General features: G+C 63.0%; 16 protein-coding genes. 10 read left to right on the top strand and 6 right to left on the bottom strand.

Annotated features, from left to right (window positions below; genetic code table 11):
- The first annotated feature begins 24 nt into the window (after positions 1 to 24).
- The 3 genes from sucC to S4A8_RS01155 all read left to right on the top strand — a co-directional run bounded on the left by sucC (position 25) and on the right by S4A8_RS01155 (position 3,989).
- Positions 25 to 1,188, top strand: coding sequence for an ADP-forming succinate--CoA ligase subunit beta (gene sucC, locus S4A8_RS01165; protein ID WP_353218706.1), 1,164 nt, complete (start codon positions 25 to 27; stop codon positions 1,186 to 1,188).
- 55 nt (positions 1,189 to 1,243) lie between these two features.
- Positions 1,244 to 2,113: a succinate--CoA ligase subunit alpha gene (sucD, locus tag S4A8_RS01160; protein ID WP_353218705.1), complete on the top strand. Its 870-nt coding sequence runs from the start codon at positions 1,244 to 1,246 to the stop codon at positions 2,111 to 2,113.
- Positions 2,114 to 2,363: 250 nt separating this feature from the next.
- Positions 2,364 to 3,989 (top strand): NAD+ synthase, encoded by a 1,626-nt coding sequence (locus S4A8_RS01155; protein ID WP_353218704.1) that lies wholly within the window; start codon positions 2,364 to 2,366, stop codon positions 3,987 to 3,989.
- Positions 3,990 to 4,136: 147 nt separating this feature from the next.
- Here the strand turns inward: S4A8_RS01155 and S4A8_RS01150 are convergent, their stop codons facing one another.
- Positions 4,137 to 5,045, bottom strand: a complete 909-nt coding sequence (locus S4A8_RS01150; protein ID WP_353218703.1) for an outer membrane protein assembly factor BamD — start codon at positions 5,043 to 5,045, stop codon at positions 4,137 to 4,139.
- 116 nt (positions 5,046 to 5,161) lie between these two features.
- Here S4A8_RS01150 and rluD point away from each other — a divergent pair, with 116 nt between their 5' ends.
- Both rluD and pgeF read left to right on the top strand, forming a co-directional pair.
- Positions 5,162 to 6,139, top strand: coding sequence for a 23S rRNA pseudouridine(1911/1915/1917) synthase RluD (gene rluD, locus S4A8_RS01145; protein ID WP_353218702.1), 978 nt, complete (start codon positions 5,162 to 5,164; stop codon positions 6,137 to 6,139).
- Positions 6,132 to 6,887: a peptidoglycan editing factor PgeF gene (gene pgeF / locus S4A8_RS01140; RefSeq protein ID WP_353218701.1), complete on the top strand. Its 756-nt coding sequence runs from the start codon at positions 6,132 to 6,134 to the stop codon at positions 6,885 to 6,887. Before rluD ends, pgeF begins: the two co-directional genes overlap by 8 nt.
- 957 nt (positions 6,888 to 7,844) lie before the next feature.
- On the opposite strand, the gene uvrA is transcribed toward pgeF, so the two are convergent.
- Entirely contained in the window at positions 7,845 to 10,823 is a 2,979-nt protein-coding gene (gene uvrA, locus S4A8_RS01135; protein WP_353218700.1) for an excinuclease ABC subunit UvrA, read from the bottom strand.
- 289 nt (positions 10,824 to 11,112) lie between these two features.
- Here uvrA and S4A8_RS01130 point away from each other — a divergent pair, with 289 nt between their 5' ends.
- From S4A8_RS01130 to S4A8_RS01110, 5 genes are all read left to right on the top strand, one after another.
- A complete protein-coding gene (locus S4A8_RS01130; protein ID WP_353218699.1) occupies positions 11,113 to 12,495 on the top strand; it encodes an MFS transporter in 1,383 nt (460 codons plus the stop codon).
- An 18-nt stretch (positions 12,496 to 12,513) separates the two neighbouring features.
- Positions 12,514 to 13,059, top strand: a complete 546-nt coding sequence (gene ssb / locus S4A8_RS01125; RefSeq protein ID WP_353218698.1) for a single-stranded DNA-binding protein — start codon at positions 12,514 to 12,516, stop codon at positions 13,057 to 13,059.
- Positions 13,060 to 13,207: 148 nt separating this feature from the next.
- A complete protein-coding gene (locus S4A8_RS01120) occupies positions 13,208 to 13,672 on the top strand; it encodes a pyridoxamine 5'-phosphate oxidase family protein (protein ID WP_353218697.1) in 465 nt (154 codons plus the stop codon).
- Between the two features lie 325 nt (positions 13,673 to 13,997).
- Entirely contained in the window at positions 13,998 to 14,723 is a 726-nt protein-coding gene (locus S4A8_RS01115) for a Crp/Fnr family transcriptional regulator (protein ID WP_353218696.1), read from the top strand.
- Positions 14,724 to 14,876: 153 nt separating this feature from the next.
- On the top strand, positions 14,877 to 15,470 hold the full coding sequence (locus tag S4A8_RS01110) for a pyridoxine/pyridoxamine 5'-phosphate oxidase (RefSeq protein WP_353218695.1): 594 nt from the start codon (positions 14,877 to 14,879) through the stop codon (positions 15,468 to 15,470).
- Between the two features lie 137 nt (positions 15,471 to 15,607).
- Here the strand turns inward: S4A8_RS01110 and S4A8_RS01105 are convergent, their stop codons facing one another.
- From S4A8_RS01105 to cydB, 4 genes are all read right to left on the bottom strand, one after another.
- Positions 15,608 to 16,051 carry a universal stress protein gene (locus tag S4A8_RS01105; protein WP_353218694.1) on the bottom strand — a complete coding sequence of 148 codons (444 nt, stop codon included), beginning with the start codon at positions 16,049 to 16,051 and terminating at the stop codon, positions 15,608 to 15,610.
- 45 nt (positions 16,052 to 16,096) lie between these two features.
- Positions 16,097 to 16,579, bottom strand: a complete 483-nt coding sequence (locus S4A8_RS01100; RefSeq protein WP_353178202.1) for a universal stress protein — start codon at positions 16,577 to 16,579, stop codon at positions 16,097 to 16,099.
- Between the two features lie 545 nt (positions 16,580 to 17,124).
- Complete coding sequence (locus tag S4A8_RS01095) at positions 17,125 to 17,310, bottom strand: hypothetical protein (protein ID WP_353178204.1); 186 nt, start codon at positions 17,308 to 17,310, stop codon at positions 17,125 to 17,127.
- A gap of 12 nt (positions 17,311 to 17,322) precedes the next feature.
- Entirely contained in the window at positions 17,323 to 18,456 is a 1,134-nt protein-coding gene (gene cydB / locus S4A8_RS01090; protein WP_353218693.1) for a cytochrome d ubiquinol oxidase subunit II, read from the bottom strand.

The following is an 18,456-nucleotide window of genomic DNA, read 5'->3' as shown; positions in this document are numbered from 1 at the left end:
TTGATTCTGCAAAAAGGCGATGCCATGAACGTTCACGAATATCAGGCCAAGGAAATCTTTGCGCGCTATGGCGTACCTGCCGGCGAAGGCAAGGTCGCGCGTTCTGCCGACGAGGCAGTCGAGGCGGCGAAATCGCTCGGCGGTGACAAATGGGTGGTCAAGGCCCAGGTGCATGCCGGCGGGCGCGGCAAGGCCGGCGGCGTGAAGATCTGTTCCAGCACGGACGAGGTCAAGCAGGCCGCGGGCGACATGATCGGCGGCGAGCTCAAGACCAAGCAGACCGGCGATGTCGGCCTGCCGATCAACTCGGTCTATGTGGAAAAACCGGCCGATATCGAGTCCGAGCTGTATCTGTCGGTGCTCGTCGATCGCGCCACGCGCCGCGTGACCTTCATCGCCTCGCCCGAAGGCGGCATGGATATCGAGGAAGTCGCCGAATCCACCCCCGAAAAGATCACCCAGGTCGCGATTCACCCGGCCGCGGGTTTTCAGGCCTACCAGGGCCGCCAGCTGGGCTTCTTTCTGGGCCTGGACAAAAAGCAGGTCGGCGAATTCGTGAAGGTCATGAAAGGCCTGTATGAAATGTTCGTCGAGTGCGACGCCTCGCTGGTCGAGATCAACCCGCTGGTCACCACCAAACAGGGCGGTCTGGTCGCCCTCGACGGCAAGCTCAACTTCGACGACAACGCGCTGTTCCGGCACAAGGAGTTCGCCGACATGCGCGATCTCACCCAGGAAAACGGGCGCGAAGCCCAGGCCGCCGAGCACGATCTGAACTACATCCAGCTCGACGGCAACATCGGCTGCATGGTCAACGGCGCCGGCCTGGCCATGGGCACCATGGATCTGGTCAAGCTGCATGGCGGCGAGCCGGCCAACTTCCTGGACGTAGGCGGCGGCGCCACCACCGAGCGCGTGACCGAAGCATTCAAGCTGATCACCGCCGGTGAAGGCGTCAAGGCGATTCTGGTCAACATCTTCGGCGGTATCGTGCGCTGCGATCTGATCGCCGAAGGCATCATCACCGCCGCCAAGGATGTCGGCATCAGCGTGCCGGTGGTCGTGCGCCTGGAAGGCACCAACGCCGAAGAGGGCCGCAAGCTGCTCGAAGAGAGCGACTTCGATCTCATCGCCGCTCAGGATCTGACCGACGCGGCCAAGAAGGTCGTCGCCGAGGCCAAGGGTTAAAACCCGGCCCGCCGATCGATCTTCCCAAGAACACGCTTTAGACCAGGATCAAATCATGAGCATTCTCGTCAATAACGACACCAAACTCATTGTCCAGGGCTTCACCGGCTCGCAGGGCACCTTTCATTCCGAACAGTGCATCGCCTACGGCACCAACATTGTCGGTGGTGTGACGCCCGGCCGCGGCGGCGAAACCCATCTCGATCTGCCGGTGTTCAACACCTGTGCGGACGCGGTGAAAGAAACCGGCGCCAACGCCACCATGATCTACGTGCCGGCGCCGTTCGCGGCCGACGCGATTCTCGAAGCCGAAGCCGCCGGCATCGAAACCATCATCTGTATCACCGAGCATATTCCGGTCATGGACATGCTCAAGGTGCGCTCGGTGCTGGATGAATCCAACTCCGTGCTGATCGGCCCGAACTGCCCCGGCGTGATCACCCCCGGTGAATGCAAGATCGGCATCATGCCCGCGCATATTCACAAGAAGGGCAAGATCGGCATCGTGTCCAGATCCGGCACGCTGACCTATGAAGCGGTCTTCCAGACCACCAACATCGGCCTCGGCCAGTCCACCTGTGTGGGCATCGGCGGTGATCCGATCCACGGTCTCGACTTCATCGACGTGCTCGAAATGTTCGAAAACGACGACCAGACCGAAGGCGTTGTGATGGTCGGCGAAATCGGCGGCACCGCCGAGGAAGAGGCCGCCGAGTTCATCAAGAACAACATGAAGAAGCCGGTCGTGGCCTATATCGCCGGCGTGACCGCGCCCCCCGGCAAGCGCATGGGCCATGCCGGCGCCATCATCTCCGGCGGCAAGGGCACGGCCGACGACAAGTTCGAAGCACTGGAAGCCGCCGGTGTGGCCACCGTGCGTTCGACCGCCGAAATCGGCAGCAAGATGGAAGAAATCCTCGGTTAGAACGGACCGCGGTCTTTGCACCATCGAACCGGCGTCACGCTCGTGGCGCCGGTTTTTTTTTCGCTGCAAGCAATTCGACAAAGCAAACGCGTCACGAATACGGTCCGTCGCGCGCGCAGGCGAATAGCGTACGCGCCTGCACGTGCTGCCAGCAGCCACAAGCGGCAACAGCTGACGTATCCTTGGCGCCTGTCATGCATATCGTGTCGCGGCTGTGAATGTCGCGGTACGCCGGGGAATGGAACACGTCATGGGCGAATCTTCGCTACGTATCGCGCTGGCCCAGCTCAATGTCTGGGTTGGCGATATCGACGGCAATGCGCGCCAGATGCTCGATGCCGCGGCTACCGCGCGCGATCGTGACGGCGCCGATATCGTGGCGTTTCCGGAAATGTCGCTGCTGGGCTACCCGCCCGACGATCTGCTGCTGCGGCGTGGTCTGCCGGATGCGATCGAATCCGCACTGGCCATGCTTACCGAACGCCTGACCGGCATCACCGCGGTGGTGGGCTACCCCGAATATGCCGGCGAGGTGATCTATAACGCGGCCGCGGTGATCCGCGACGGCGAACGCATTGCCCACTATCGCAAGCAGTGCCTGCCCAACTACGGCGTATTCGACGAGCGTCGCCACTACCGGCCGGGCGAGAGCGCCTGTGTTTTCGAGCTCGGCGCGCACCGGGTCGGCGTGACCATCTGCGAGGATATCTGGGAACAGGGTCCGGCGGCCCAGGCCAAGGCCGCGGGCGCCGAGGTATTGGTCAACCTCAACGCTTCGCCGTTTCATGTCGAAAAACAGAAACAGCGCGAAGGCCTGCTCACGGAACGCGCCCAGGCCAATGATCTGGCGATCTGCTATGTGAACTGCGTCGGCGGGCAGGACGAACTGGTCTTCGACGGGCGCTCCTGTGCCGTGGATCGCAGTGGTCGCTTGACGTTGCGCGCGCCGGCATTCGAGTCCGGCGTGTTCTGTGTGGATACGCTCGGCGGTCACGACAGCCCGGATCGCGGCGATGTGGTGGCCGACGAACCCGACGAGGCCCTGATCTACGATGCCCTGGTACGTGCGACCCGCGATTATGTCGATCGCAACGGTTTTCCCGGTGCATTGATCGGCGCCTCGGGTGGTATCGACTCCGCCCTGGCCATGGCGATCGCCGCCGACGCGCTGGGTGGCGAGCGTGTCTGGGCGGTCTCCATGCCCTCGCGCTATACCGCCGATATCAGCAATGTCGACGCCGCCGATCAGGCCGAGCGCATGGGCGTGCACTACGACGAGCTGCCCATTGAAAAAGGCTTTACCGCGCTGCTGGATACGCTGGCACCGCTATTCGGCGACCGCGAGCCCGATACCGCCGAAGAAAATCTGCAATCGCGCATTCGCGGTGCGTTGTTGATGTCGCTGTCCAACAAGTTCGGCCATGTGGTGCTGGCCACCGGCAACAAGTCGGAAATGGCGGTCGGCTATGCCACCTTGTATGGCGATATGTGTGGTGGCTTTGCGCCGCTCAAGGATGTCTACAAGACCTGGGTCTACCGGCTCGCGAAATTCCGCAACACGCGCAGCGACGCGATTCCCGAGCGCGTGATCACGCGCCCGCCCTCGGCGGAACTGCGTGCCGATCAGGCCGATACCGATACGCTGCCCGAATACGACGTGCTCGATCCGATTATCGAAGCCTATGTCGAAGATGGTGAATCCATCGAAGGAATTTGTGCGCGTGGCTTCGACGAAGAGGATGTGCGTCAGGTCGCCGGGCTGATTCGCCGCAACGAATACAAGCGCCGCCAGGCCGCGCCCGGGCCCAAGGTCACCCGGCGTGCCTTTGGCCGCGATCGGCGTTATCCGATTACCGCAGTGTATGGGGATCTATAGCCGCCACGCCCGTCGAGACGCCGCTTGGGGCATGCACACGCCTGTCCTGGGCTGGTGGCCGTTAAGCTCAGCGGTATAACAGCCCCGTTTCGCCAAATACGCGGCCTGGCCGCCTCGATCAGGCGCCAGGCCTGCGCAGGCCGGGACTTATTGCGACTGGGCTTCGCTATCGCCAGGTTCGGCGTCGACTTCGCCGGCGCTGGCAGGCGCATCCATCGCCGGCAGGCCATAGCGCGGTTTTTCGCCGGCGCGCTGCCGATAGAACTCGTCGCGATGCAGGATGTAGTTCGGATACGACACCTGCAGGATCGCACGTGCGTCCTCGGCCAGATCCGACAGCCCCAGCTTGGCGTAGCTTTCTTCCATGATCTCGAGCGCGCGCGGCACCGAATCCGAGCCCTGGTAACGCTCGATCACGTTTTCTGCACGCCGGCTGGCTGCGACATAGGCACGCCGACGTAGATAGTATTCGGCCACATTGATCTCGAACTCCGCCAGACGATTGCGGATTTCGATCATGTGCAGCTGCGCGTCCTTGCGATAGACGCTCTGCGGATAGTTTTCCACCAGCAGGTTGAAGTCGGTGAATGCCTGTTCGAGAAAGCGGGTATCACGCTTGTCCGGATCGCCGCCGAGCAGGCCCGGGTCGTTGCGATCGTAGTTCGAAAGCCCGCGCAGGTAATAGATGTAATCGATATGCGCATTACGCGGGCGCTGTTTGATGAAGCGATCCGCGGCCGACACGGCGGCATCGTATTCCTGGGCCTTGTAGTGGGCCGCGACCGATTCCAGTTCCGACTGGGCCGCATAGGGCGAAAACGGAAAGCGTGCCTGGACTTCGGCGTATAATCTGAGCGCGCGGTCCGGGTCGTTGTCGACCAGAAACTCGCGTGCGGATTCATACAGGCGCTCGGCATCGGCCGAATCGAGCTTGTTGCCCTCGCGGTCGACCAGCGGTTCGTCGCTGTAGCCGGTTTCGTTGATGCCCTTGTCGCCGCCGCAACCGGCCATTGCAACAACCATCAAAATACAAAGCGCGAGAAAGAATTTCCGCATGCCAGTCCCGGACGTGCGCCGCACGTCGACAGATCAAAAACGAACGCGGAGTATACCTATACGGCCGCGCGATACGCCATGTCACGCTTTGTTTGTGCAAACCGAGAGAAAACGCCATGTCGGCAACTGGCCGCACCCCCGATTTTGAAGCGCCGATTCCCGAAGAGTTCGCCGGTGCGCGCCTGGATCGCGCGCTGGCGGCCATGCTGCCCGACTATTCGCGTTCGCGCCTGCAAAACTGGCTGGCCGACGGCGCGCTGACCGTTGACGGCGAAACCCCGCCGGCCAAGACCAAGGTCGCCGGCGGCGAGTATGTCGCCCTGATCGTGCCCAGCGAGCCGGACGATGCGCGCGTGGTCGCCGAGCCGATCGGACTGAACATCATCTACGAGGACGAGGCCATCATCGTGCTCGACAAGCCGGCCGGGCTGGTCATGCACCCGGGGGCGGGCAATCCGGACGGCACACTGCAAAACGCCTTGATTCATCACGACGAATCGATGGCCGCGCTGCCGCGCGCCGGCATCGTGCATCGGCTGGACAAGGACACCTCCGGCATCCTCGTCGTCGCCAAGACCTTTGCCGCCCATGCCAAGCTGGTCGCCGATCTGGCCGAACGCACGGTCAAGCGTGAATACGAGGCGGTGACGGTTGGCGTGATGACCGCAGGCGGGCATGTCGATGCGCCCATCGATCGCCACCCGGTCGATCGCAAGCGTATGGCCGTACGCGACACCGGTCGTGAGGCGATTACGCACTATCGCATCATCGACCGCTATCGCGCGCATACCCATGTGCGTTGTCGGCTGGAAACCGGGCGCACCCATCAAATTCGTGTGCATCTGGCGCATATCCGTTTCCCGCTGCTGGGCGATGCCACCTATGGCCGCCGCCTGGCGCTGCCGCGTGATTCCAGCGATGCATTCGCTGCGGCGTTGCGCGGCTTCAGGCGTCAGGCGCTGCATGCGCGCCGGCTCGGGCTCAATCATCCGGTGACCGGCGAATACATGAGCTGGAGCGCGCCAAGGCCTGACGATTTCGAACAGCTGCTCGCCGCGCTGGCCGACGATGCCAGGGCACATGACCATGGCTGAGCCGATCGGATTTCTGGCTGCCGACTGGCCGGCGCCGGCCCATATCAAGGCCGGCACCACGCTACGCAGCGGCGGCGTGAGCCTGCCGCCGTTCGACAGCCTCAATCTCGGCGATCGGGCCGGCGATGAGCCGGCCGCGGTGGCGACCAACCGCCAACGGGTGCGCGAATCCCTCAATCTGCCGAATGAGCCTGCCTGGCTTTACCAGGTCCACGGCACGCGCGTGGTCGATGCCGGCTGCGATAGCGCGGGTGAGGCCGATGCCAGCATCGCCCGCCATCGCGATGCCGTCTGTGCGGTGATGACCGCCGATTGCCTGCCGGTGTTGTTCTGCGACACTGCGGGCAGCTGCTGGGGCGCAGCCCATGCCGGCTGGCGCGGACTGGCCGAAGGCGTGCTCGAAGCCACGATCGATGCGCTGGCCGCGCCCCCGGACGATCTCATGGCCTGGCTGGGCCCGTCGATCGGCGCCCACAACTTTGAAGTGGGCGAGGACGTGCGTACGGCGTTCTGCGACCGCGCGCCGGGCGATGCAGCGGCGTTCGTTGCCCGCGACACGCCGGGCAAATATCTCGCCGATATCTATGCACTGGCCCGCGCCCGCCTCGAACGCGCCGGGGTGCACGCCATCTACGGCGGCGGCCGGTGCACGATCGACGACGCCGCCCGTTTCTATTCCTATCGCCGCAACGGCGCCCGCACCGGCCGCATGGCCTCACTCATCTGGCACGCCCGCGAGCCGAACTAGCGGCTTTGGCCAGGTTCAAGCCGAGGGAGCCATCCAACGCGGCCTATTCTTCTTCAACAAACCAAGCCAACACCGGCGAACGCGCCCAAACCGCCTACCAACGCAAGCGCCAAACCGCCATCTGCGTCGATCTGTGTAGATCTGCGGATCGCCTTTGAAGGAACGCAGCCAAGTCACCCGGCTGCGCCACCCAAGCGAGTACGCCCCAAAAAGCTGCCCGCCCACCTGCGTTGATCTGCCTGAATCTGCGGATGTCGTTCAAAGAACGAAGCCACCATCGGCGAAACGCGCCCGAAACCCATACCCACGCAAGCGCCAAACCGCCATCTGCGTCGATCTGCGCGAATCTGCGGACTGTCTTCGAAAGAACGAAGCCGACCCACCAGATGGCGCCCAGCAGCTCATAAATCCAAAGACGCTGCCCGCCCAATCTGCGTAATCCGCAAAATCTGTGGATACTTTCAAAGAACGAAGCCACCATCGGCGAACGCGCCCGAACCGCCTACCAACGCAGACGCCAAACCGCCATCTGCGTCGATCTGCGCAAATCTGCGGATCGCCTTCGAAGGAACGGAGCCGACCCACCTGATGGCGCCCCGCAGTTCGTAAAGCCACAGACGCTGCCCGCCCAATCTGCGTAATCGGTGTAATCTGCGGATGCCCTTAAAGAACGAAGCCACCACCGGCTAATCAGCCCGAACTGCTTACCAACGCAAGCGCCAACCCGCCATCTGCGTCGATCTGTGTAGATCTGCGGATCGCCCTAGAAGGAACGAAGCCGACCCACCCGATGGCGCCCCGCAGTTCATAAACCCACAGAGGCCGCCCGCCCAATCTGCGTAATCCGCGAAATCTGTGGATAGCGTCAAAGAACGAACCCAACCCAGGGCCGGCGGCACGCAACCACCAATGCCCAAGAACCCGGCCGCTACCGCTTCAAACCCGGCGTAATCCGCGTCAGCTGCTGGTCTTCGAACGCGGCTTCTTGCGGCTGGCGGTGGTCTTCTTCTCGGCCGAGCCGGACGCCTTCTTGGCAGCCGTCTTCTTCTCCTTCTTCGGCGGCAGCGCCAGATCGCGCTCGTCGCCCGAGGTGTTGTGTCCGGTGCCGGGCGCGCTATCGCCCAGCATGGGTTTGAGGAAACGTCCGGTGTGTGAGGCTTCGATGGCGGCCACGTCTTCGGGCGTGCCGGTGGCGATGATCTCGCCGCCGCCTTCGCCGCCCTCCGGGCCCAGGTCGACGAGCCAGTCGGCAGACTTGATCACGTCCAGGTTGTGCTCGATCACGATCACCGCGTTGCCGGCATCGCGCAGGCGTAACAGCACCTTCAGCAGCTGGTTGATGTCGTGGAAGTGCAGGCCGGTAGTGGGCTCGTCCAGCAGATAGAGCGTGCGCCCGGTATCGCGCTTGGACAGCTCGCGGGCGAGCTTGATGCGCTGGGCCTCGCCACCCGACAGGGTGGTCGCGTTCTGGCCGAGCTTCACATAGCTCAGGCCCACGTCCATGAGCGTTTCCAGCTTGCGTTTCAGGCTCGGCACCGGGGCAAAGAACTCGAGCGCGGCTTCCACGCGCATTTCCAGTACGTCGGAAATGGTCTTGCCCTTGTAGTGCACCTGCAGGGTTTCGCGGTTGTAGCGCGCGCCCTTGCAGGTATCGCAGGTCACGTAGATATCCGGCAGAAAGTGCATTTCCACCTTGATCACGCCATCGCCCTGACAGGCCTCGCAGCGTCCGCCCTTGACGTTGAAGGAGAACCGGCCCGGCTGATAGCCGCGTGCCCGGGCTTCCGGCGTATTGGCGAACAGCTCGCGGATAGTGCCGAACAAGCCGGTGTAGGTCGCCGGGTTGGAACGCGGCGTACGCCCGATCGGGGCCTGGCTGATATCGATGACCTTGTCGAGATGCTCGAGGCCCTCGATCGAGGTCATGGGTGCGGCTCGTGCGACCGCCCGGTTGACCTGGCGCGCGGCGGCCGGGAACAGGGTTTCGTTGATCAGCGTCGACTTGCCCGAGCCGGATACGCCGGTGATGCAGGTCAGCTGGCCCATAGACAGCTCGACCGATACGTTCTTGAGGTTGTTGCCGCGCGCGCCGTTGATCTTGATCACGCGTTCTTTATCGAAGGCGATACGGTTTTCGGGAATCGGGATCGTCAGGCGCCCGGACAGATACTGGCCGGTCAGCGAGTCTTCGTGGTTGGCGATCTGTTCGGCGCTGCCTTCGGCGATGATATGGCCGCCGTGATCGCCCGCGCCCGGGCCCATGTCGACTACATATTCGGCTTCGCGGATCGCGTCTTCGTCGTGTTCGACCACGATCACGGTATTGCCCAGATCGCGCAGGCGTTCGAGGGTGTTGAGCAGGCGCCGGTTGTCGCGCTGGTGCAGGCCGATGGAGGGCTCGTCGAGCACGTACATCACGCCCACCAGCCCCGCGCCGATCTGGCTGGCCAGACGAATACGCTGGGCCTCGCCGCCGGACAGCGTTTCCGCGCTGCGCGACAGGGTCAGATAATTCAGGCCGACGTCGAGCAGAAACTTCAGCCGGGCCTTGATTTCCTTGAGGATCGGCTCGGCGATTTCGGCACGGTGGCCGGGAATATCCAGCGCTTCGGCGATCTCGTAGGCGCCGGCAATACTGGCGGCATTGATTTCGGGCAGGGTGCGATCGGCCACACGGACATGCCGCGCGGCCTGGTTCAGGCGCGCACCGCCACAGGTCGGGCAGGCCTTGTCAGACAGATACTTGGCCAGTTCTTCCCGAACCGCCATCGAATCGGTTTCTGCATAGCGGCGCTGCATGTTGTCGAGCACGCCCTCGAAGGCATGCTTGCGCACGCGCGTGCGCCCGCGGGCATTCACATAACGAAACTCGATCTTCTCGCGGCCGGAGCCGTGCAGGATGATCTTGCGGGCTTTTTCGGGCAGCTCGCGCCACGGCGTGTCCACGTCGAAGCCGTATTTCTCGGCCAGCGACTGAATCAGGCCGAAGAAATAGGGGTTGCGTCGGTCCCAGCCGCGGACCGCGCCGCCGGCCAGGCTCAGCGAGTCGTCGGTGATCACGCGGTCGACATCGAAAACCGCCAGCGAACCCAGGCCGTCGCAGGCGCTGCAGGCGCCATGCGGCGAGTTGAAGGAAAACAGCCGCGGTTCCATGTCGTTAATCGAATAGCCACAGACCGGGCAGGCGAACTGCGAGGAAAAAACCTCCGGCTCGCCGTCGCCGCGCCAGGGCAGAATCCAGGCAATACCTTCCGACAGGCGCAGGGCGGTTTCGAAGGATTCGGCCAGGCGCTGCTGAATGCCGTCACGAATCTTGAAGCGGTCCACGACCACTTCGATATCGTGCTTCACCTTGGGGTTGAGTTCCGGCACTTCGTCGATTTCGACGATCTCGCCGTCCACCCGCATACGCACGAAGCCCTGGCCACGCATCTGCTCGAAGACGTCGCGATGCTCGCCCTTGCGCGAGCGAATCACCGGCGCGAGCAGCATCCAGGCCGACTCGGCCTCCTTTTCCAGCGTCTGGTCGACCATCTGCGACACGCTCTGGGCGGTCAGCGGTTCGTCGTGATCCGGGCAATAGGGGGTCCCGGCACGTGCGAACAGCAGGCGCAGATAGTCATGAATTTCGGTGACCGTGCCCACCGTGGAGCGCGGATTGTGTGAGGTCGATTTCTGTTCGATCGAAATGGCCGGCGACAGGCCCTCGATGGAATCGAGGTCCGGCTTTTCCATCATCGACAGAAACTGGCGTGCATAAGCCGATAGCGACTCGACATAGCGGCGCTGGCCTTCGGCATAGACGGTGTCGAAGGCCAGCGACGATTTGCCGGAACCGGATAGGCCGGTAATCACGATCAGCTTGTTGCGCGGCAGATCGAGATCGACGTTCTGAAGATTGTGCGTGCGGGCACCGCGAATGCGGATACTGTCCATGAAGCGGGCGCGATGAGAAGGAATAGCCGACCAGTATACGCAGCGCCGCAAGCACGCCCCAAAAGCACGTTACACACGGGCTGCGACCGGCCCTATGCTAGAATGCGCCGCCTGATTGGCAGCGCCAATCGACGGCTCGGCAGCCGAGCGTTCGTGCCCCTGATCGCGTGCTCGCATGGCTCGAGGATGCCGCCTGACCACCGGCTGCAACCGGCAAGCGACGCGCCCACGGCAGGCATGCCGCCGTACGGCCGCCGGTATTGCATCCAACCCTGGCAAGAGTTGCTTCATGACCAGATTCGAAACCCGGGCGGCCTTTTCCCTGGCAGGCATCTTCTCCCTGCGCATGCTCGGCCTGTTCATGATCTACCCGGTGTTTACCTTCTATGCCAAGCATCTGGACGGCTCGACGCCGTTCACGGTGGGCCTCGCGCTGGGGGCTTACGGCCTGACGCAGGCGCTGTTGCAGATCCCCTTCGGCATGCTCTCCGATCGCTTCGGGCGCAAGCGCATGATCTGTATCGGTCTGCTCATCTTTGCCCTGGGCAGCGTGGTGGCCGCGCTTTCGGGCAGTATTTATGGTGTGATCGCCGGGCGAATCCTGCAGGGCGCGGGCGCGGTCGGTTCCGTGATTCTTGCCCTCGGCGCGGATCTGACGCGGGAAGAACAGCGCACCAAGACGATGGCGGTCATCGGCATGACCATCGGCCTGTCGTTCGCGCTCGCCCTGGTGCTCGGGCCCTTGCTCAATGCCGTGATCGGCGTATCCGGCATCTTCTGGACTACGGCCGTCATGGCCCTGGCCGGCATCGGCGTGCTCTATCGTGTCACCCCGCAGCCAAGGGTGCTGCAATCGCATCGCGATACGGGGGCGGTGCCGGCGATGTTCAAGCGGGTGCTCACGGACGGGCAGCTGCTGCGTCTGGATTTCGGCATCTTCGCGCTGCACGCCATGCTCACGGCGAGCTTCATCGCCGTGCCGGTACTGCTGCGCGATGTGGTGGGCGTAGGCGAAAACGAACTCTGGATGGTCTATCTGCCGGTGCTGGCCGTATCGGTCATGATCATGGTGCCCATGATCATCATCGCCGAGGCCAAGCGCCAGATGAAGGCGGTGTTCGTCGGCGCCGTGGTGACGCTGGGTCTGAGCCAGGTCGCGTTGCTGGCTTGGCATACCAGCCTGGTCGAACTGGTGGTCGTGCTCACGCTGTTCTTTGCGGCCTTCAATACGATGGAGGCCAGCCTGCCGTCGCTGATTTCGAAGGCCGCGCCAGCGGACGCCAAGGGTACGGCCATGGGCGTGTATTCCAGCTCGCAGTTTTTCGGTATTTTCGTGGGCGGCACGATCGGCGGCTGGGCCTACGGGCTGGAAGGCCCGTCCGGAGTATTCATCTTCTCTGCGATCGTGGCGGTGCTATGGTTTGCGGTAGCGGTCACCATGAAAGCGCCACGTTTTACCCGCACGCGCATGATCAGCGTCGCGGTCAACGATGCCGCCCAGGCACGCGCGCTTGAAGCCGAGCTGCTGGCCCAGCCCGGCGTGGTCGAGGCCGCGGTTGCGCTCGACGAAGGCGTGGCCTATATAAAAGTCGACAGCGCGAAGGCAGACGATGTCGATCTCGACGCATTTTCCCGGCGCTCCGCACACACGGGTGCGAGCCAGCCGACCTAACATCGATGGAGTGTTGCAATGGCAAGTAGGGGCATTAACAAGGCGATTCTGATCGGCAATCTCGGCGCCGACCCGGAAACGCGCTATACCGCCGGCGGCACCGCGGTGACCAACGTCAATCTCGCCACCTCAGACACCTGGCGCGACAAGTCCAGCGGCGAGATGCAGGAACGCACCGAATGGCATCGCGTGGTCTTCTTCGCGCGGCTGGCCGAAGTGGCCGGCGAGTATCTGCGCAAGGGCTCCAAGATTTATGTCGAGGGCCGGATTCAGACCCGCAAGTGGCAGAACAAGGAAGGCCAGGACGTCTATACCACCGAGATCGTTGGTAACGAGATGCAGATGCTCGACACCAAGGGCGGCAGTGGCGGCGCCAGCGCGCCGTTTGGTGGTGGTGGCGGCGGCCAGCAGCGCGCGCCCCAGCAGCAGGGCGGTGGTGGTGGCTATGGCGGCGGTCAGGGGGGCGGCCGAGGCGGCCAGTCGTCCTATCAGCCGCCGCAGCGTGAGCCGGCCGGCGGCGACCCCGGCTTCGACGACGATCTGGACGACGATATTCCGTTCTAGGCGGACGAGACGCATAGCAGCGCCGCAGCCTTTTGCAGGCGCGCGCTGGCAAGCCCGGCGCTCGGCAGCGATATGATGCAGATCAAAGCCCGCGCGTCGGCGCTGTTCCAGACTGGTGGTTCGCTAGAACCACCGATGGAACACCGCCATGTCCCAGGATCTTCCATCCGGGCGCCTTAGCGTGCTCGATGCCCGTAGCTGTCTACAACTGCTGCGTACCCATTCGATCGGCCGTCTCGCCTTCAACAGCGATCCCAGCCCGCAGGTGCTGCCGGTCAACTATCTGGTAGATGACGAGCGCATTCTCATTTGCAGCGGACCCGGCGCCAAGCATGACGCGGCGCTTGCGCGTGAGCCGGCGACCTTTCAGGTCGATGGCCACGATACGCAACGGCGTTCGGGCTGGAGCGTGATGGTGCGTGGTGCGTTGGATATCGTGCCCGAAGGCGAGATTCGTGCATCGTTGCCACAACCGCTGCCCGGCGGCACACGCGAATATCTCCTGCGTTTGTCGATCTACCAGATCACCGGGCGGCGTATCCCACCCGATTCCAGCTGGATCGCCTCGTCGCAGATGTGGCGCGACCGTGACGCGAGTGATTTGATGGGCTGACGCCGGCACGGCAAAGGCCGACATATCGTCCGGTGCCCCACGTAACACATTGATCCAGATCAAGGCCTGTCCGATCGGCGCAGGCGATCATCGGGGCATGAATCCTTTTTTCGCGAAGGCGCGCGCAGCGCGCCACTACCGCCTGTGGTTCCGGTGTTTAGCCGCGTGTGTTGCGCGCCTACGGGTCATGCCGAGGGCCACGGTATCGCGATGAGCCAGTTTCGTTTCGGGCGCTCGTGTTTCATTGGCCGGGCACGCAGTTTCGATCTAATCACCGCGCGCTGCGCTGGCGCCCACGCGATGCGCGGTGTGCGAAGAGGCGACGATGGCCGCTAACGATGGTGCCAGCGCACGAGAAATACGCGAAGCACTCAAGCATCAGTACTTTGTCGACGGCATGAGCGATGCCCAGCGCTCTCGCCTGGTCCGCGGCATGACGATCCAGCCCTTTGCCGCTGGCCAGACGCTGTTTCATCGCGGTGATATGGCCGACACCTTTTTCCTCGTGCTGGCCGGCCGGGTCAAACTCTATCGGCTGTCGATCGACGGTGACGAAAAGATCATGGGTCTGGTCGGCAGTGGCGAGAGTTTTGGCGAGGGTGTGCTGTTCATGTCCACGCCGCGTTATCCGGTGAGTGCGCAGGCGCTGGAAAAAAGCCGCATCGTGGCGATTAACAGGACCGAATACCTGGCCGAATTGCAGTATTCCTTTCAGACCTGCATGTCGGTGATGTGCAAGCTCACCGCGCGTATTGAACGCCTGCTCGACGAGGTGGAGTCGCTGACTCTGCGTGATAGCCGCTATCGCGTGGTGAACTATCTGCTGGAACTGATCCCCGAGCCCGCAGACGGGCCGGTACGGCTGAGCCTGCCGACCTCGAAGAGTGCGATCGCCGGACGGCTGGCGATTCGTGCCGAGACCTTTTCGCGCACGCTGCGCCAACTCGCCGAAAACGGCACGATCGTGCTGTGTGGCGGGCGCACCATCGAGGTGCCCAACCCGAAGCTTCTGCGCCACGCCTTGCGCACGAAATCGGCACAGGCGTCCTGATTTTGATCCGGATCAATTTTCGCGCTGGCGAACGCGCTAGTCTCGGATAAAACGATCGCTTCGATCACACCGGCACGGGGCAGCCCATGCCAGCCAGGCGCAGCGACCCAAGGCGTGGCAACGACGGCCGCGGCGCCATACGAGGGACAGCGTATGAATGCACCTGATATTTCCGATCCGATCCGCGGTCTGTTCGACTGGCTGGCCGCGGCGCGCGAGCGGGGCGAGCCGGACCCGCAAACGGCTACGCTTGCAACGGTCGATCCCGCATTCGCCAAGCCCAGCGTGCGTACGATCAATGTCCAGATCGATGAAGATGCGCTGGTGTTCTTCGTCAATGCCCATACCGGCAAGGGCCAGCATCTGCAGTGGCACCCCTATGTCGCGCTGTGCTTTTTCTGGCACGGCTTGCAGCAACAGATCACTATCGAAGGCGTGGTCGAAGTGCTTGATGCAGACGCTGCCGACCGTTTGTGGGCCCAGCGTTCGCGCGAGAGCCAGCTGACCGCGCGCAGTTCCGAGCAGCATGCGGTCTTCGGCGATCCCGAGGCCTTTCGCGAGCGACGCGAGCACGAACGCGAGACCTACGATTTCGAGCGGGTGCCGCGCCCGGAGCATTGGGTCGCCTACCGGTTATTGCCAACACGGCTGGAATTCTGGGCGGCCGGCTGGCATCGCCTGCATTCGCGCCGGCTGTTCGAACGCGCCCCCAACGGGGGCTGGCAATCCACCGTTCAGGAGCCATGAGCTCCGGCCCATGCCGGCAGGCGCTATAAAAGAACGGGCCGGCGTGGCCGGCCCGTATACCCTGTCGTTTTCAAAACAGGCTGGCGGCGAAAGAGGGTACGCGCGGCCTTACCAGGCCGGGCGCTGACGTGCGCCTGTCAGCACCATTCCCAGCCTTCGCCATGTCGCAGCACGAGCACGCTACAGCGCGTACGTCGTAATACGCGATCGGCCGTACCACCGAGCAGCAGATCGCGCATTCTCGGGTCGTGTGATGCGATCGCAATCAGCCCGGCGCGCACATCCTCGGCGCGCTGAACGATGGTCGCGGCGATGGGGCCGATCACGGCCTCGCTGGTCCAGCGGATATCGTCGGCGTATTCGAGCCGGGCCAGTTCCTCGAGTTGCGACTCCGCCAGTTTCTGGGCTTCGCCCGCGAAACTCTGCGGCACATAAGGCCAGACCGAGATCTCGGTGGGCACCACGGTCAACACATGCAAAGTCGCATCGTGGCGACGTGCGAGGGTGGTGGTGGCCGAAAAGATCAGGTCGAAATTGGCCTCATGCGACAGATCGATGGGAACAAGCACGCGCTTTTTCATGTCGGCATCCGCCTGAGCCAGCCTGGACCAAAGGACGACGTGTTATCAGTCGTCCAGGGCATCACGGCTTTCGTCGTGGATGTCGGCAGCGTGGGCGTCGCGTTTCTGGCGTACCACCAGGACCGAATGCTGGGCATGCTTGACCACCTGACTGGCGATACTACCGAGCAGCACATCCCAGAATTTCGGGTTGTGCGAGGCCATGATGATCAGATCGGCCCCGAAGTGATCGGCCCGCCGTACGATCGTGCGCGCGACCGGGCCCACGCGAACGTCGACCTGCCAGTTGTCGTCACTGCCGAGATACTGCCGGCCGATACGCTCGAGCTGGGCATGGGCCGTTTCGCCGAGTTTTCTGACGTAGTCGGTGCCGACATAGGGAAAGTCCCCGGCATCGATCTGCGGAATCACACTCAACAGAACGATGGTCGCGCCGGTATTGGCAGCCACCTTATTGACGTTCTCGAACACGCTGTCGAATACAGCGTCCTGATTCAGGTCCAGCGGTACTAGAAGGGTCTGAGACATAACAATCTCCTCTTTTTGTCGGTGATTGCAGTATCGCTTGGGCGCTCGTCGACAGGCTTGATCTGAATCAACTGGCGTATATGCCCGCACAATTCACGACAGCCCCGTGTCGGCGATCGCAAGGTGTTGTTCACAGGCTATATTCTGAGCAACGAACCGCTCGAAAAATAAGGACGATCATGCTGGCGGGGCGGTCGAAAGCGTTCGTCAGTGGCGAATAAGCACGACGCCTTTGGCCAGACAAACGGCGATATCTGCCGTTGATACCTTCAAATAAGGAAAAACCGTCCGCGAATGCACGCCGATCAACGCGAATGCAAGGTCGCTATTGATTACGCAAACAGTTGAGCGTGCGGCGTTAACAGCGGATCGCCCAGCCTTCGTGCGATCTGGCGTTCGTCTTATTCGCGTGTCTTCGCGTTTATTGGCGGACAACCCGCTTGGTTGAGCATCGGTAACGGCGTTCCATTGGGCGAGCGGCGATGTGGCCCGGGCCGGCGTCGATGAGCACTCGACACCGGCCGCGACGCATGCGTGGCGTGAACTCAGTGCTCGTGCGGTTCGTCGTCGACTTCGAGCACCACGGTGCCGGCGGCGGCGATCAGGATCATCATGACCGTGCCCAACACCCATGCGAGATACCAGGCGCCGGAGTCGCCGAGCACGATGGCCAGAAACAGTGCGATCAGGCCGACGGCGAACCAGAATACGAAAAGCAGAATGTTTTTCATCGTTTCGCTCCGCTAATAGGCGTGCTCGTCGTGTTCGATCTTCTCCGGGGTGACCTTGCCGCGCATCACCCAGAATGCCCAGCTGGTGTAGATCGCCACGATCGGTATGAATATCACCGTGAATACCACCATCCACGCCAGCGTGGTCGCGCTCGAGGAGGCATCCCATACGGTCAGGCTGTGGGCCGGTTGGCTCGACGAGGGCATGAGAAACGGGAACATCGCCGTGCCTACGGTGCCGATCGTGCCGGCCCAGGCGAGCGCGCCCAGCCACCAGGCCACATGCGAAAGGCCGCGGCGGGCGCATACGATGCCGGCGAGCACGCCCGCATACACCAGTCCCGGAATCAGCCACAGCACGGGATAGGCCGAAAAGTTGTTCAGCCAGGCGCCGGCTGCGGTTTCCACGCTCTTGCGCAGCGGTATGGCCGCGCCGCCCGGGTCCGCGCCTGCGGTAATCACATAGCCCGGCATGAAAGCCACCCAGATACCACAGATGGTGAACAGCGCCAGGGCGGCCAGGCCCGTCATGGTCAGCAGATTGGCCGCGCGATCGCGTATGACGCCCGTACCGCGATTCATGACCATGGCGCTGCCCTGGTAGAGCGCCAGCGCCAGCGACATCAACCCGCAGAGCACGGCAAATGGGTTGAACAGCGCGATGAAACTACCGGTGTAGTGCGACACCATGTTCCACTCGAAATTGAACGGGACGCCGCGCAGCATGTTGCCCATGGCCGCGCCGAACACGATCATCGGCACCGCTCCGGAAATGAATAGCGTCGTATCCCAGACGTTGCGCCAGCGCTGCGAGGTCAGCTTGCTGCGATACTCGAAGCCCAGCGGGCGCACGATCATGCTCCACAGCAAGACCAGCATGACCACATACAGCCCGGAAAAGGCGGTGGCATAGATCGTCGGCCAGGCGGCGAACACTGCGCCGCCGCCGAGGATGAACCATACCTGGTTGCCGTCCCAGTGCGGCGCGATCATGTTGATCGTGGCGCGACGTTCGTTGTCGGTGCGGCCGAAATAGCGCAGTCCTGCGCCCACGCCCATGTCCATGCCGACCATGACCGCCAGGCCAATCAGCAACACGCCGAGCAGCGCCCACCACACCAGTTTGAGAACGATATAGGTTTCCAT

Origin of the sequence: Salinisphaera sp. S4-8 (genome assembly GCF_040361235.1) — a bacterium.
Classification (GTDB): Bacteria; Pseudomonadota; Gammaproteobacteria; order Nevskiales; family Salinisphaeraceae; genus Salinisphaera.
Note: the sequence above shows the minus strand (reverse complement) of the source record. Positions and strands in the feature narration are given on the sequence as shown.